Origin of the sequence: Martinezella lusitana, from assembly GCF_014207095.1 — a bacterium.
GTDB lineage: Bacteria > Pseudomonadota > Alphaproteobacteria > Rhizobiales > Rhizobiaceae > Rhizobium > Rhizobium lusitanum_B.
Genome location: NZ_JACHBG010000002.1, coordinates 83,340 through 98,922, shown reverse-complemented (window position 1 = coordinate 98,922; position 15,583 = coordinate 83,340). Strand labels below are relative to the sequence as shown.

The 15,583-nt window shown below is 60.6% G+C and carries 14 protein-coding genes; 4 read left to right on the top strand and 10 right to left on the bottom strand.

Annotated features, from left to right (window positions below; all coding sequences use genetic code 11):
* Positions 1–84: 84 nt before the first annotated feature.
* Both GGD46_RS05060 and GGD46_RS05055 read right to left on the bottom strand, forming a co-directional pair.
* Positions 85–792 carry a tellurite resistance TerB family protein gene (locus GGD46_RS05060; RefSeq protein WP_184702434.1) on the bottom strand — a complete coding sequence of 236 codons (708 nt, stop codon included), beginning with the start codon at positions 790–792 and terminating at the stop codon, positions 85–87.
* 130 nt (positions 793–922) lie between these two features.
* The gene (locus GGD46_RS05055; RefSeq protein ID WP_184702432.1) at positions 923–1,561 is read right to left on the bottom strand and encodes a 2-dehydro-3-deoxy-phosphogluconate aldolase; all 639 of its coding nucleotides are present in this window, start codon (positions 1,559–1,561) and stop codon (positions 923–925) included.
* 159 nt (positions 1,562–1,720) lie between these two features.
* Here GGD46_RS05055 and GGD46_RS05050 point away from each other — a divergent pair, with 159 nt between their 5' ends.
* From GGD46_RS05050 to GGD46_RS05040, 3 genes are all read left to right on the top strand, one after another.
* Complete coding sequence (locus GGD46_RS05050; RefSeq protein WP_184702430.1) at positions 1,721–2,206, top strand: CYTH domain-containing protein; 486 nt, start codon at positions 1,721–1,723, stop codon at positions 2,204–2,206.
* Positions 2,184–3,095 (top strand): CHAD domain-containing protein, encoded by a 912-nt coding sequence (locus GGD46_RS05045; RefSeq protein WP_184703215.1) that lies wholly within the window; start codon positions 2,184–2,186, stop codon positions 3,093–3,095. Before GGD46_RS05050 ends, GGD46_RS05045 begins: the two co-directional genes overlap by 23 nt.
* A gap of 153 nt (positions 3,096–3,248) precedes the next feature.
* Positions 3,249–4,190: a rhodanese-related sulfurtransferase gene (locus GGD46_RS05040; RefSeq protein ID WP_184702427.1), complete on the top strand. Its 942-nt coding sequence runs from the start codon at positions 3,249–3,251 to the stop codon at positions 4,188–4,190.
* A gap of 4 nt (positions 4,191–4,194) precedes the next feature.
* On the opposite strand, the gene GGD46_RS05035 is transcribed toward GGD46_RS05040, so the two are convergent.
* The 3 genes from GGD46_RS05035 to GGD46_RS05025 form a co-directional block, all read right to left on the bottom strand.
* Positions 4,195–6,408, bottom strand: a complete 2,214-nt coding sequence (locus tag GGD46_RS05035; protein WP_184702425.1) for an EAL domain-containing protein — start codon at positions 6,406–6,408, stop codon at positions 4,195–4,197.
* A 108-nt stretch (positions 6,409–6,516) separates the two neighbouring features.
* Positions 6,517–7,065, bottom strand: a complete 549-nt coding sequence (locus tag GGD46_RS05030; RefSeq protein ID WP_184702423.1) for an NADPH-dependent FMN reductase — start codon at positions 7,063–7,065, stop codon at positions 6,517–6,519.
* Positions 7,066–7,130: 65 nt separating this feature from the next.
* Positions 7,131–8,504, bottom strand: coding sequence for a GH1 family beta-glucosidase (locus GGD46_RS05025; protein WP_184702421.1), 1,374 nt, complete (start codon positions 8,502–8,504; stop codon positions 7,131–7,133).
* 256 nt (positions 8,505–8,760) lie between these two features.
* Between GGD46_RS05025 and GGD46_RS05020 the strand changes: the two genes are divergently transcribed.
* Positions 8,761–9,165 (top strand): DoxX family protein, encoded by a 405-nt coding sequence (locus tag GGD46_RS05020; RefSeq protein WP_184702419.1) that lies wholly within the window; start codon positions 8,761–8,763, stop codon positions 9,163–9,165.
* Between the two features lie 47 nt (positions 9,166–9,212).
* On the opposite strand, the gene GGD46_RS05015 is transcribed toward GGD46_RS05020, so the two are convergent.
* The 5 genes from GGD46_RS05015 to GGD46_RS04995 form a co-directional block, all read right to left on the bottom strand.
* On the bottom strand, positions 9,213–10,400 hold the full coding sequence (locus tag GGD46_RS05015; RefSeq protein ID WP_184702417.1) for a Gfo/Idh/MocA family protein: 1,188 nt from the start codon (positions 10,398–10,400) through the stop codon (positions 9,213–9,215).
* 223 nt (positions 10,401–10,623) lie between these two features.
* Complete coding sequence (locus GGD46_RS05010; protein ID WP_184702415.1) at positions 10,624–11,676, bottom strand: sugar phosphate isomerase/epimerase; 1,053 nt, start codon at positions 11,674–11,676, stop codon at positions 10,624–10,626.
* Between the two features lie 258 nt (positions 11,677–11,934).
* Positions 11,935–12,882: a substrate-binding domain-containing protein gene (locus GGD46_RS05005; RefSeq protein WP_184702413.1), complete on the bottom strand. Its 948-nt coding sequence runs from the start codon at positions 12,880–12,882 to the stop codon at positions 11,935–11,937.
* A gap of 63 nt (positions 12,883–12,945) precedes the next feature.
* Positions 12,946–13,959 carry an ABC transporter permease gene (locus GGD46_RS05000; protein ID WP_184703214.1) on the bottom strand — a complete coding sequence of 338 codons (1,014 nt, stop codon included), beginning with the start codon at positions 13,957–13,959 and terminating at the stop codon, positions 12,946–12,948.
* A 61-nt stretch (positions 13,960–14,020) separates the two neighbouring features.
* Complete coding sequence (locus GGD46_RS04995) at positions 14,021–15,544, bottom strand: sugar ABC transporter ATP-binding protein (protein ID WP_184702411.1); 1,524 nt, start codon at positions 15,542–15,544, stop codon at positions 14,021–14,023.
* Positions 15,545–15,583: the final 39 nt, after the last annotated feature.

The window sequence follows — 15,583 nt, the reverse complement described above, 5'->3', positions numbered from 1 at the left end:
CCGATTCCTAGCGCGCCGTGAAATGTGTCGGCGAAGGCTTAGGCCAGCCGCCGACGAAAGGCAACCGGCCCGTGTTTATCAGCTTCAGACTTTGGCGCCTGCAACTGTCGCCTCGATATGATCGACCAGCGCATCGGGCAGACCGAGGCGTCCAGCCAGCAAATCGAGGTAGCCACGCTCGGCCCTGGTGTCCGGTTCGATCGTCAGCCGTGATGCCGTATAGACCTGCACCCGCTGCTCTTCCGTCTTTGCCGAAGCGACGATGGTATCGAGATCGACAGGATTGGCAAGCTCGCGCTGGAAGAAGGCTTCCGCCTCGGATCCCATGCCCGATTCCTGTACCTTGCCGAGAATGCGCTGGCGTTCGGAATCGTCGATGTGGCCATCGGCGCGAGCAGCCGCGATCATCGCGCGGACGAGCGAGAGCGTGAAATCATTGCTGGCGATGGCCGGCGCCGTGCTGAAGCCGGAATCGGACGGCGGCGGTAAGAATTGCGGCTCGGCCTGAGGGGCAGATTGCGGCGCGGGCTGCGGCTGATTGCCGTCGCGATAATTCTTGTAGGCCTGATAGCCAAGCCCGGCGATGGCCGCGAGGCCACCGAGCGTCAGGACATTGCCGGCAACCTGACGTCCCGTCTTCGTACCAAGCAATACACCGGCGATCGCGCTTGTTGCCATTGGATTGTCGCGGGCAAGATTGATGACCTCGGTCGCCTTGTCCTTGACGCTTCCCTGCATTCCGGGAACCTGAGATCCCAAAAACTGGTCCAGCAGCTTGCGGGCATCGATCATGTGGTGCTCCTTCCGTCCTGTTGATGGTGACAGGGAGATAGGAAGCGCAACCGCAAATACCAATCCGCTGGATAGAAAAAGGCGCGCATGGAGCCACGCGCGCCTTCGAAATCGAATGGAAACGAGGGCCTCAGCCCTTGAGCGCGGCAGCCTCTGCGGCAAGCCTGGTGATCCCGGCCCAGTCACCGGCCGCAACCAGCTCCTTCGGCGCGACCCAGGAACCGCCGATGCAGACGACGTTCGGCAGCGACAGGTAGTCATGGGCGTTCTTCAGAGAAATGCCGCCGGTCGGGCAGAAAATCGTACCCGCAAGTGGGGAAGACAGAGCCTTGAGATAGGCAGCGCCGCCAGCCTGCTCGGCCGGGAAGAACTTCAGCACCGTATAGCCCTCTTCCCGCAGCGCCATGACTTCGCTGGCAGTGGCAGCGCCCGGCAACAACGGCACATGCGAGGAGCGGGCGGCATCGAGCAATTCCTGCGTCGTACCTGGGCTGACGATGAACTTCGAGCCGGCTTCGACGGCTGCGTCCCACTGGGCGACATTGAGGATCGTGCCGGCGCCGACTTCGGCCCCTTCCACTTCCTCGGCCACGGCGCGGATGGCATCCAGCGCGCCGGCGGTGCGCAGCGTAATTTCGATCGCCTTCAGGCCGCCGGCAACGAGCGCCCGCGCCAGGGGAACGGCCGATTTCGCATCTTCGACGATCAGCACGGGAACGACCGGCTGCAATTTCAGAATGGAAAGAAGCTTCGCAGTTTTCTCGCCCATGGTCGGTACGCTCCTTTAAAACGATTGAAATCCGGCTTTCGAATAACCTCCCCAAGAGTGCTTGTCGAGACAAAAGCGCACTCTCGCGACGATGGGTAGGAATCCGCTCTGACTTGCTATAGGCTAGACTGATCTGTGCCGGTGGAGCATGTCAAACGCATGGCAAAAGAGATCGAGCGAAAGTTTCTGGTGCGCGGCGATCATTGGCGGAATTTCGTGTCGGAGAGACTGGTTCTGCGACAGGGATACATCGCTTCCATGGAAGATCGTTCAGTGCGGATCAGGCTGACGAACGAGAGCGTCGCGACCTTGACGATCAAGATCGGCAAGAAGATGACGCGTGACGAATTCGAATATGAGATCCCTATCCCAGAGGCGGAAGAACTATTAGGGACGGCTCTTGGGCTCGTCATCGAAAAGACCCGCCACAAAGTGCCCTTCAAAGGCTTTGTCTGGGAAGTCGACGTTTTCCGCGGCGCCCATCGCGGCCTCGTCATCGCCGAGGTCGAAATGGAAGACGAAAACGACAATCCGGAATTGCCGGACTGGATCGGCCGGGAAGTGACCGGCGATTACCGCTATTCCAATCAGGCGCTCGCGACCCAGTTCGAACGGGAGTATGATGAGCTATCGCATACGGCCTGACCGGGCCATTGATGGCGAGGTACACAGGGTCGCCGCGCATCAGCTCGGCAAAGCCATGGCTGTCCTTCAGGATCGCCCGCAAGGACTGCACGAAGCGGTGCATGCCGCCCGCAAGAATATCAAGCGCGTGCGCGCGCTCTATCGATTGATCGCACCCGTAGCTCGTGAATTTCAGCGAAGAGAGAACGCCCGGCTTCGCGACATGGCGCGTTCGCTCTCAAGCGTACGCGACGCAACGGCGCTGATCGAGGCCGGCCGCTACCTTCAGGAGGCGACGACGCTCGACGACGAGCGGCAGGCGCTGTTTCGCGTTACCGATGTCCTGACCGCCCGGAGAGACCGCTTGTCCAAGGCGGAAAGCGACCTCGAAGACAAGGCGCAAGCCGCGATCGCCGCCTGCAACGATGCCATTAAAGCCGTGGGCGATATCTCACTCAAATGCGGCAGGCGCGACACGGCCAGCCTGCTCGAGAAAAGCTGGCGCAAGAATGGCCGCAAGGCGGTGGAAGCCCTTCACCAATGCCGCAGCAGCGATGCCCATTTGGAAAGCTTCCATGACCTGCGCAAACGCAGCCAGGATTGCTGGATGAACCATATGCTGCTGCGGGATGTCTGGCCCGCCGCCATGCATGCCAAGCAGCTGGAAGCCAAAGCGCTGGTCGATGTGCTCGGTCGCTATCTCGACCTGTCGATCCTGTCCGAAGTCACTGACCGCGAACCGCAGCTCTTCGACGGTAGCGACGACCGCGCCCGCCTGCTGGAAGCGATCATCTCCCGCCAGCAAGCCGACCGCGAGGATGCGCTAAGCCGAGCCCATTGGGTCTTTGCCGACAAGCCGGAGCGCGAGGCCCGAACGATCAGACATCTGTGGCTGGGAGCGGCGGATTGAAGCAGCCGACCAGGTGATCGAGGCGGCCAAATCAGCTTTCCGGCGCCTTTTGCCAGCCTTTCGCACCACCTGAACCATCGCATTCAGCCGGGAATGCCGGGCCTTCACGCAAATCCCATTGCCTGAAAGCTCACAAAATTGTATTTCCCCGCCATGACCGACATCCTTTCCGACCCACGGCGCGAGGCGACCGGCGCATTCCTTGTTGCCGCCCTCTATCATTTCGTTTCCTTCCCGCGCTTCGAAAGCCTGCGCGAGCCCCTCTTTGCGCTCTGCGAGGAAAACGGCGTCAAGGGCACGCTGCTCCTTGCGCATGAGGGCATCAACGGCACCATTGCCGGGACGAACGCGGCCATCGGCGCCGTGCTTTCCTTCCTGCGGGCGCAGCCGGAATTTGCCGGCCTGGAGCACAAGGAGAGCCGCGCGTCGAAAATGCCTTTCGTGCGCATGAAGGTGAAGCTCAAGAAAGAGATCGTCACCATGGGCGTCGAGGATATCGACCCCACCCGGGTCGTCGGCACCTATGTTGCGCCGAAGGACTGGAACGCGCTGATCTCCGATCCCGATACCATCGTTATCGACACTCGCAACGACTACGAAACCGCCATCGGCGTCTTCAAGGGTGCGGTCGACCCGAAGACCAAGACCTTCCGCGAGTTTCCGGAATGGGTGCGGGAGAATACTGGCCTGCATAACAAGCCGAAGATCGCCATGTACTGCACCGGCGGCATCCGCTGCGAGAAGGCAACGGCCTTCATGAAGCAGCAGGGCTTTGACGAGGTCTACCATCTCAAGGGCGGCATTCTGAAATATCTCGAGGAAGTGCCGGCCGAAGAAAGCCTGTGGGAAGGTGCCTGCTTCGTCTTCGACGAGCGCGTCTCGGTCGAGCATGGGCTGAAGGAGGGTAATCACAGGCTCTGTCACGCCTGCCGCAGCCCGATCACCGCCGAAGAAGTGACCTCGCCCTTCTACGAGGCAGGCGTTTCCTGCAGCCATTGCTATCATGATCGCAGTGAGGAAGACCGCGAACGCTACCGCGAAAGGCAGCGCCAGATCGCGCTTGCCCGCAAGCGCGGCCAGCAGCACATCGGCTGAAATCTCAAGCCGCGGCGCCGCGCTCTTCGTCGAGCGCCGCCGCTTTCTGGATCGAGAAGCGCTTGGTAATCTCGGCCTCCGGCATCGGCTTTCCGTAAAAATAGCCCTGCAGCTCGTCACAACCGAAATTCTGCAGAGCTCTTCCCTGCTCTTCGATCTCGATACCTTCGGCTGTCACCGGAATATCGAGCGAGCGAGCCAGCGCCACGGTTGCGCGCAGCATCTCGCGGGCGCGGCTGTCCTCCAGCACGTTCATCGTCAATGAGCGGTCGATCTTGATGCGATCGAAGCCAAACTGCCTGAGATAGCCGATGGACGAGAAGCCCGACCCGAAATCGTCGAGCGCCACTTTGACGCCAAGCATCTTCAGCCGCTCGATCGACTGACGCGTGCGCTCGGGATTTTGGATGATATAGCCTTCGGTGATTTCCAACGTCACACGTCCGGCCTCGATCTCCGTACTGTTCAGCACGCTGCGAACGTAGTCGGCGAAGGCTGGATTGCGGAACTGGCCCGGCGAGACGTTGACGGCAACGCGCAGGTCCGGCCATTGTTGCGCCGCTTCGCATGCCTTGCGCAGGACGAACAACCCGAGCGCCTCGATCAATCCGGTGGTCTCAGCGACGGGAATGAATATTTCAGGCGAAATCGGTCCGTGACCCGGACGATTCCACCGCACCAGCGCCTCGACACCAGTCATTTCGCAGCTCGAAGCATCGACCAGCGGCTGATAGACGAGCGTCAATTCCTCCGTCTCGATCGCGCGGCGCAGATCGAGTTCCAGAGCGTTGCGCTCCTCGCGATGCGCATCCATGGCGGTCTCGTAGCAGGTCATGCGGGCACGACCAGCCTCCTTGGCCTTATACATGGCAAGATCGGCGCGGCGCACCAGCTCCTCGCGGTCGATGCGGCCTTCGGCGGAGCTTGCAATGCCGATGCTGGCCCCAACGACGACGATGCGTCGACCGATTTCCAATGGCTCGGACAGGAAATCGAGGATCTGTTCGGCCAGCCGCAAGGCGGGCGCGTCGTTAAGTTCCGTGGTCGGAAACACGATGGCGAACTCATCACCCCCGAGACGCGCGAGAGACGCCTGCGGTGGTACGAGCACGCTCAAGCCCGCCGCCACGGCGCGAATGAGCTGGTCGCCCGTGCCGTGCCCATAGGCGTCGTTGATTTCCTTGAAGCCATCGAGATCGAGATAGAGAAGCAGGACATTGCTGCGGTCAGCACGCGCCCGCTCCACCAGCCGATCGACATCGAGGCGCAGTCCCTCGCGATTGAGAAGGCCGCTGAGGCGATCGCGCAGCGAGCCTTGGCGCGCCTGCACTTCCTCAGCCCGCAGCCGGCGCCCCGCAAGCGACCCGAGGATCAGCAGCACGACAAAGAACAGGCCAACAAGGCCAAGCGCACCAAGCACGAGCGGCCGCACCTGCTGGTAGCTCCGATCGCCCGGCTCGCGCGAATTCCAGACCAGCCGCCCCAATGGCTTGCCAAGGGGATCGACGATAGAGACGGCGTACCGCGCCACGGTCTGCGCGGGCACCAGCTTCAAACCGCTGATGACATAGATATTCGAAAGCATCTTGATCCGCGCGGCGTCAAAGTAGCGTACGAGGATCAGGTAGCGCCGCTTGCCTTCGGGCGCCGGAATCCGGCCGGACCTCTCGCGGATCGTTGCGGCGCCCACAGCAGCAATGCCATTGCTGGTCATGATGTAGCCGCTCGCCTCAGGCACGCCGGTCACGAGCGTACGGCGCGCTTGTTCGACGAGAGCCCAAACGGCGGTCCCGAGAACATCCTCGACCTTGGCGGTCATAGGTTCGCCATCGTGAAAGGCAACGATAGGCTTATTGTTGTCATCGACGATGATCGCCGTATCGAATAGGGCGCCGTTGGAGGAGATATCGCCGTAATTGCCGGCAACCCAGCCTTGGTCGTCCTTGCCGTAGACGCTTTTTGCCGCATCATTGCGTGCGGAATGATCGTGTAGCGTCGCTTCGAGCTGCCCTTGAAAGGTCTTGAGCGCGCCGACAGTCGTCTCCCAGGAACGCTCGTCATCCAGCTTGTTGGAGTAATCGGCCACCCGGCCGATCGCGGTGAGCACCATCAGCGTCACGACGGCAACGACCACTGCGAAAGTAATCAAAACGGCCGTCACGATGGAATGACGACCGACCTGCGTACTCTGCCGCAATGACTCGAAAACTGCTCCCAAGGTCTTTTCTCCTTGGGACCTAACTCTGCAGTCAGGACTTCAATAAACGGTTAAGGCGAGCTCGAGATTCCTACAGGAAAGAGTTGTATATTGCGGATGCAATCGAATTCATCCTTCGGAGAGGATCACTTTCGCGAAATGGTCGAGCCTACCGCGCAGCAAGCCCTCGTCGCGGGCCTGCACAAGCAGCGCCGCCTGGGTTTCATCGCTCTTGCCCGCGATCGGCAGGCGTAAAAACGCCTCGAGCACGATGCGAAGCGACATGGTTCTCAACACCTCTGCAAGTTGATCGAGCACGAAATCACCGCGATGCGAGGCATGCGCGAACATCAGCGGTTTGAACGGTATCTCGTCGCGTGACACCAGCCAGTCCAGAGCATTCTTGAACCCACCCGGTACGCCATGCGCATATTCCGGACAGGAAACGATCAGGCCATCAGCCTGTCGGATCTTCGCCGCGAACGTCTCGACAATGGCGGGCGTCCTCTCACCCTCATGATCGGGATTGAAGATCGGCAAGTCACCGATCAGATCGCAGATCTCGATGGTAGTATCTTCAGGGCATGCAAGCCGCAGGGCTTCGAGCAGCCGGCGACTGCTTGAAGCCTGTCGCTGGCTGCCGCAAAGTGCGTAAAGGAAAAGCGGGCGCGAGGTCATGCCCGAAACCTAGCAGCCTCTGCCGATTCGGGCGACGCCGAATAAGGAGGCAGCGAGATCGCGGGTCAGTCGGCCTTGTGATTGCCCTTCGGGAAGTGAGCTGCGAGTTCCCGGTACCATTTTCCGCTCTTCTTGATGGTGCGCACCTGAGTCTCGTAATCGACATGGACGAGTCCGAAGCGCATCCGGTATCCCTCGGCCCATTCGAAGTTGTCCATCAGGCTCCAGGCAAAATAGCCGCGCATCGGATAACCGTCCTTGATGAGATCGGCGACGACGCCGAGATGCTCGATGTAATAGTCGAGACGCGGCTGGTCATCGACCTCGCCGCTGACGACGCCCATATTGTAGCAGGCGCCGTTTTCGGTGATGTAACACTCCGGCAGGTCGTAGCGCTTGTTGAGATCCTCGACGACGTGCTTCAGGCCAGGTGAATAGACCTCCCAACCAATATCCGTCTTGACGTCGCTGACCGGCGGCGCATCCTTCGTCCAGGGGAAATCGCCGCTCTTGGAGGCGTCATCGTGGACGCGCATCGGCATGTAATAGTTCAGACCCCACCAATCGAGCTTCTGATTAATGGTCTTCAAATCGCCGTCCTCGATGACAGGCATGCGATCGCCAAGCGCCTCGACAAACTCCTTAGGATACTCACCCTTGAAGATCGGATCGAAGAAGGCGCCATTGTGGAACTGATGGGCGCGCTCGACGGCAGCGAGATCCTCCGGAAGGTCCGAGCCCGGCAGGATGGAAGCGGCGTTGAGCACGATGCCGACAGGCACCTTCGGCGCCACGGAGCGGATCGCTTCGACGCCAAGACCATGGGCAAGGTTCATGTAGTGCATCGCATGGAGCGCGGCCTGCATGTTGCGCTCGCCCGGCGCATGAATGCCATAGAGATGGCTCAGCCAGACGATGCACCAGGGCTCGTTGAATGTGGCAACCGAATCCAGGCGGTCGCCGAGGCGGCTCATGACGGTCTTGGCATAGCGCTGGAACGCATGGGCCGTCGAGCGCGCCGTCCAGCCGCCGTCGCCTGCAAGAGTCAGCGGCAGATCCCAATGGTAGAGGGTCGCAAAGGTCTTGATACCCCTCGCCTTGCAGCCGTCGACGAGACGATCGTAGAAATCGAGGCCGGCTTCGTTCACCGGGCCAGTGCCATCGGGAATGATGCGTGGCCAGGCGATCGAGAAGCGATAGGCTTCGACACCCATATCCTTGATCAGATCCAGGTCCTGTTCCAGCCGATTGTAGTGATCGCAGGCAACATCGCCATTATCGCGCTGATAGACGCGACCGGGCATGTTGGCGAAAGCATCCCAAATGGACGGCTTGCGGCCATCGGCCTTGGTGGCGCCCTCGATCTGGAATGCGGCGGTGGCAACGCCGAACGTGAAATCGCCGGGGAAGCGATCGGCAAGAAGCTTCGGATCGATCATGGTGAAAATCCCGTCTGTTTTGGCTTCGTTGGCTGCGGTTTAACCAAGCGGCGCGACAAAGTACAGGGGCGACGCTGGAAAACTGCAACGTTACAGATATCGATAATTCGCGCCTGCCAGGTGAATTCCGGAAAGTTCACCGGCATCGGCGCGATCTTGGCACAGCTCGATAACATCAATGTCAACAGTCGTGACTTGTCTTTCGGCCACGGATCAATTGAGGGTAGCGCTCAAACCTGACAACGAAAGGATACAAATGCTCCCTGCGCTCCACGCTTTTCAACCCCATCTGCTGAGCCTCCTGCGCATCGTCGCATCGCTCGTGCTGTTTAGCTATGGAACGCAGAAGGTGCTGCATTTCCCGGCAGCCGAAACAGTGCCGCCTGTCGGATCCCTGCCCTGGATCGCCGGCCTGCTTGAGCTGACCCCCGGCTTCCTCGTCCTGATCGGTTTCAAGACACGGATCGCCGCCTTCGTGCTGTCAGGCCTGATGGCGTTTGCCTATTTCCTGCGCCACGCGCCGCAAAGTTTCTATCCCGCGCAGAACGGCGGCACTGCTGCCGTCCTCTTCTGCTTCATCTTCCTGTTTCTCGTTGCCGCCGGTGGCGGCCCCTTCAGCGTCGATGCGCTGACGAGGCGCAAGCAGGAAGTCGCGGCCTGAGCAAGCAGGTTCGAGGCAGTTACGCCGCCTCGAACCCTATCCAAAGCTTAGAGCTTGACCCAGGCGCCGTTGCGCTTCGAGGAAGCAACGCAAGCCTCGACGAAAGCCACGCCCTTCACGCCATCATCAACGGTCGGATAGATCACAGCCGGATCGACTGCCACACACTTCTTGCGGGCGTTGATGGCGCGCGCAGCCTCGGTATAGATCGTGGCAAACGCTTCCAGATAACCTTCCGGATGACCCGAAGGGATGCGCGAGACGCGCGCTGCGGCAGCGCCGGAACCTGCACCATTGCGGGTAATCAATCGCTTCTGGTCGCCGAACGGCGTGTACCACAGATAGTTCGGATCGGCCTGCGTCCACTCGATGCCACCCTTGGTGCCGTAGACGCGGAGCTTGAGGCCATTTTCATGACCCGGCGCCACCTGGCTGCACCAGAGCATGCCCTTTGCCGGCTTCTCCTTGCCCTTTGCCTTGAAGCGGAGCAGCACATGGCCGTTGTCATCGAGACGACGGCCCTCGACGAAGCTGTCGAGATCGGCGGCAAGGCTGTCGAGCTCGAGGCCGGTCACGAAGGAAGCGAGGTTGTAGGCATGCGTGCCGATATCCCCCGTGGAACCACCGGCGCCGGACTGCGCCGGGTCGGTACGCCATGCCGCCTGCTTCTGGCCGGATTGCTCGATGTTCTCGGTCAGCCAGTCCTGCGGATATTCCACCTGCACGATGCGGATATCGCCAAGCTCGCCATTCTCGACCATCTCGCGGGCCTGACGGACCATCGGATAGCCGGTGTAGTTGTGCGTGAGGATGAAAAGAGCGCCGCTTTCGTCGGCCACCTTCTTCAGCTTCTTGGCGTCGGCAAGATTGGAGGTCAGCGGCTTGTCGCAGATGACGTGGATACCGCGACGCAGGAACTCCTTGGCGGCATCGTAGTGCACATGGTTCGGAGTAACGATCGAGACTGCTTCGATGCCGTTCTTCAGCTTGGCTTCCCGGATCGCCATTTCGCGATAGCTGGAATAGGCACGCGAGGGATCGAGACCGAGATCGCGCCCGGAAGCGGCAGCCTTTTCCGGCGAAGACGAGAGCGCACCCGCAATAAGATCGAATTGATCGTCAATGCGCGCCGCGATGCGATGCACCGCGCCGATAAATGCGCCAGCACCGCCGCCGACCATGCCAAGCCGAATGCGCGGCTCCCGCGTCTGTTCCGATGATCCTTCGATTGCCATTCTGTCCTCCTGAGAATTGAATTGTTTGAACGCGATCGCTTACCGCAATCATCCCCTCTCCCCGCCTGCGGGGAGAGGGTTAGGGTGAGGGGCATCGCAGGTCTGGCAAGCTCTGCCGCCGCGATGAATATCGAGAAGACCCCTCATCCGTCCTCTCTCGGCTTCGCTCCGCTCAACCGTTCGAGTCCACCTTCTCCCCGCCTTGCGGGGCGAAGGGGTTTGATCAGATCCCCAGCATGCGCCTGTTTGCCGCCTGGTCTGTGCCGCTGCCAGCGAAATCATCGAAGGCCTTTTCCGTAACGCGGATGATATGTGCCTTGACGAATTCGGCGCCTTCACGCGCGCCGTCTTCGGGATGCTTCAGTGCGCATTCCCATTCGACCACGGCCCAGCCGTCAAAGTTGTTCGCAGTCATCTTCGAGAAGACGGCACCGAAATCCACCTGGCCGTCGCCGAGAGAACGGAAGCGACCGGCACGCTCGACCCAGCCCTGATAGCCGCCATAGACGCCCTGACGCCCAGTCGGATTGAACTCCGCATCCTTGACGTGGAACATCTTGATGCGATCTTTGTAGATGTCGATGTTGTCGAGATAATCGAGGCACTGCAGGACGTAGTGCGAGGGATCGTAAAGCATGTTGGCGCGCGGGTGGTTCTTCACGCGCTCCAGGAACATCTCGAAGGTGATACCGTCATGCAGGTCTTCGCCGGGATGGATCTCGTAGCAGACATCCACGCCATTTTCGTCGGCATGGTTGAGGATCGGCGTCCAGCGGCGGGCAAGCTCTTCAAAAGCGGTTTCCACAAGACCGGCCGGGCGCTGCGGCCAGGGATAGATGAAGGGCCAAGCGAGCGCGCCCGAGAAGGTCGCATGCGCCTTGATGCCGAGATGTTTTGAAGCCGTCAGCGCCATCTTCACCTGTTCGACGGCCCATTCCTGGCGCGCCTTCGGATTCCCGCGCACTTCCGGAGCTGCAAAGCCATCGAAAGCTTCGTCATAAGCGGGATGAACCGCGACGAGCTGGCCCTGCAGATGGGTCGAAAGCTCCGTTACCTCGACACCATTCGAGCGGGCAATGCCGGCGAACTCGTCGCAATAATCCTTGGAGGAAGCTGCCTTCTTCAGGTCGATGAGCTGGCTTGCCCAGGTCGGAACCTGCACGCCGACATAGCCGGCATCGGCAGCCCATTTCGTGATCGAATCCCACGAATTGAATGGCGCGGTATCGCCTGCGAATTGTCCGAGAAACAGGCCCGGGCCCTTGATCGTCTTCATGTGTAATTCCTCCCTAGTCGCGTTCTGTAAACGTTTCCGACGCCATTCGGACCCATGTTCGAGGCAGCCGGGAAACCGTAACCTCCAAAAACAATAGGGTCGTCAGGATGAAAGTCGAATGCCTCATGACCTAATCATGGCCTGCCGCCGGCGGCAAGAGGTACGTGCCGCAAAAATTCTCGCCCGCTGCGAAACAAGGCGGCATACCCATAAAAAACGCCCGCCGGAACCGGCGGGCGCAACTGTTCAAATCAAAGATCAGAACGGTGAATCGGCGAAGTAGAAGTCCTTGGCGTTGGCCTTGGTGACGAGCGTCGCATCAAGGATGTAATTGCCGCGAACCGGAACCTGATTGTAGAAGTTGGCAGCGGTCAGTTCCATGGCAGTGCCGACCATTGCCGGCGGATAGAGCACGTCGACCGGGATCAGCTTGTCGCCGTCCATGACCTTCTTGATCATGTCCTTCGAACCGGCGCCGGCGACGACATACTTGATATCGGTGCGCTTGGCCTGATCGATCGCCTGCAGCACGCCGACGGCCATATCGTCATCCTGGCACCAGACGACGTCGATCTTCGGGAACTTGGTCAGGTAGTCCTGCATGACCTTGAAGGCGTCGTCGCGGTTCCAGTTGCCGTACTGGCGGTCGAGAACCTTGACGTTCGAGCCGGCGATACCCTTGTCGAAGCCGTCCTGGCGCTGCTGGTCGATCGGAATCGGCAAGCCACGGATGACAACGACCTGCGCGTCGGGGGTATTCTTCTTGATGTATTCGCCTGCTGTCTGGCCAAGCGCCGGATTGTTGCCGGCGACGTAGAGGTCACGAACGGAATTGTCGTTGCTGCTCGGCGCACGGTCGACGAGCGCGACGAACTTGCCCTTGTCCTTGACTTCCTTGATGGCATTGACGAGCGGATCCGGATCCGACGGCAGGATCACGAGAGCGTCGATGCCCTGGGTCTCGAGATCCTGTACCGCGTTGGCCTGGCTTGCAGCGTCGGGCGAAGTCTTGACGATGACTTTCAGGCCGGGATGCTGGGCCATCAGCTGCTTGGCGACACGCTCGGCATGGAACACCACGCCCGAAGTCCAGCCATGGTCGGCGGCCGGAATGGAAACGCCGATCGTCACCTTCTTGTCTTCCGCATGTACCGTGCCGGCGAGCGCCGCGAGCACGACGGCAACGCCCAATAGTCTTTTGCGCATTTTATCCTCCCACATTGAAACAGGGCCTTGTCCTGATGACCGGGCGCCCCCTGACCCGGTTATTCACGATTTGCGCACCAGCGAACGCTGGACGAGCATGGCAATGATGATGATCGCCCCCTGGATGGCGCCAATCAGATATTCGCTGATGAAATTGGACAGCAGCATGATGTTGCCGACCAGCTCGAGGATGAAGGCACCGCAGATCGTACCCCATACCCTGCCCGCGCCGCCCTTCAGCGCCGTGCCGCCGACGACGACGGCAGTGATCGCCTGCAGTTCCCAGAGAATGCCGGTCGTGGCCGAAGTCGAGCCGAGCCGCGGCACGTAGAGAAGCACGGCGATTGCAACACACAGCCCCTGAATGACGAAGGCGATGGTGCGCACGCGGTTGACCGCGATGCCGGAATAGCGCGCGACATCGCTGTTCGAGCCGACGGCGACGACATGCCGTCCATAGCGGGTGCGATAGAGAATGAAGGCGGCAACGCCGGTGACCGCAAGGATCACCACGATCGGAACCGGCACTCCGAGGATGGAGCCGAAATAGGCCGGGCGATAGAGCGACTGCAGCTCTGGCGAACGCAGGGTAATCGCGCCGCCCTGCGACAGCCAGGTCGTCAACCCGCGATAGACACCCATGGTGCCGAGCGTCGCGATGAAAGGCTCGATCTTGCCCACGGTGGTAATCAGGCCGTTGGCAAGGCCGCACAGCGCACCGGCGACGATACCGAACACCATGGCCGCTGCCAGCATCAGCGTCGGATCGGCGATGACACCGGAATTCATCAGCAGGATCATCAGGCTCGCCACGAAGGCCACCATCGACCCCACGGAGAGATCGAGATCACCCGCCGAAATGACGAAAGTCGCCCCTACCGCGATGATGGCGATGAAGGCGCTTCTGGTCGCGACGTTGGCAAGATTCGTGATGCCGATGAAGTTCGGATTGACCAATGCGCCCACGATCAGAAGCAGCACCAGCGCTGCAAACGGCGCAACGGCCCTCAAATCGACATCCCGCCAGGAGCGCCCCCGCCGACCTGTCTTGCCGCTGCTGTCTTCGCCCACGCTCATAACCAAAACCAACCTCCCGTCCCATGACTGCTGGGAATTCGCCCTGCCCTGCACCGCCCGTTCAGGCGGCGGTCTTCTTCTTCAGGCCCGCCGCATAACGCATGATTTCCTGCTCGGAGATCTCGTCGCCCTCAAGCATCCCGACGATGCGGCCTTCGCGCATGACGGCGATCCGCGTGCACAATCCGATGACCTCCGGCATTTCCGAGGAGACGACGATGATCGAATGACCGTCGCGCGCCAATGCCGAAATGAAATGATAGATCTGCTGCTTCGTACCGACATCGATGCCGCGCGTCGGCTCGTCGATGATGATGATCTGCGGCTCGGTCTCCATGACTTTCGCCAAAAGCAGCTTCTGCTGATTGCCGCCGGACATACGGCCGGCGACGATATTTCCGTCGCGAACGCGGATATCGAAGCGGCGGCGGGCGCGTGTCAGCGCATTCGCCTCGCTGGAGGCGCTCAGATAACCGAACTTGCCATGCCGATCGAGCGACTGGAGGGTGAGATTGACTGCCATGCCCGAATTCAGCAGCAGCCCCTTGGATTTCCGGTCCTTGGTCATATAGGCGAGACCGGCATCGATGGCGGCGTGCACATCATGTGACGGCACCGTCTGGCCATTGGCGACGACCTCGCCGGATGCGCGCGAGCGCAGGCCGACGATCGCCTCCATCAACTCGGTGCGACCCGAGCCGATCATGCCGGAAAAGCCCAGTATCTCGCCCTTGCGCAACTCGAAACTCGCGTCGCGGACATAGCCTGTCGAAAGCGAGTTGACGCTGAGCACGACCTTCTCGTCGACATCGGGCTCGTTCTTCGCCGGATAGAGGCTGGAAAGTTCGCGCCCGACCATCAACTGGGCAATTGATTCGCCGTCGAGCAGCGAAGTCGGCGATGTCTTCACCCATTGGCCGTCGCGCAGCACCGTAACGCGATCCGTCAGTTCCATGACTTCATCGAGCTTGTGGGAAACGAAAACGAAGCTCGTTCCCTGATCACGCAGCTTGCGCACCTGCTTGAACAGGAAATTGGTCTCCTCGCGCGACAGAACGGCTGTCGGCTCGTCCATGAAGACGATCCGCGCATCGCGACTGATGGCCTTGGCGATCTCCACCATCTGCTTGTCGGCGATGGAGAGCGAACTGATCATGGCGTTCTCATCGACATGCGAGCCGAGAAGATCGAGCACGCGCCGCGTCTCCGCACGCATATGCTTACGATCGAGCACGCCGAAGCGCGTGACTTCGCGACCGAGAAACAGGCTCTCGGTGACGGTCAGATGTTCCGCAAGATTGAACTCCTGGTGGATGATGACGATGCCGAGCGCTTCGGCAGCACCGTTAGGCGGCAGCTTCACCGGCTTACCATCAAGGAGGATTTCGCCAGATGTCGGCTGCTCGAAACCGGAGAGAACCTTGACGAGCGTCGACTTGCCGGCACCGTTTTCACCCATGAGCGCATGAATTTCGCCGGCTCGCAGATCGAAGTTGACGCTGAACAGCACCTGCACGCCACTGAAGGCCTTGGAAATCCCTCTCGCAGACAGCACGACCGTACCGTCGACGGCTTCCGAATTCATTGAACCCTCCCTGCGGTCCCACCCGCTTTCCATGGTATG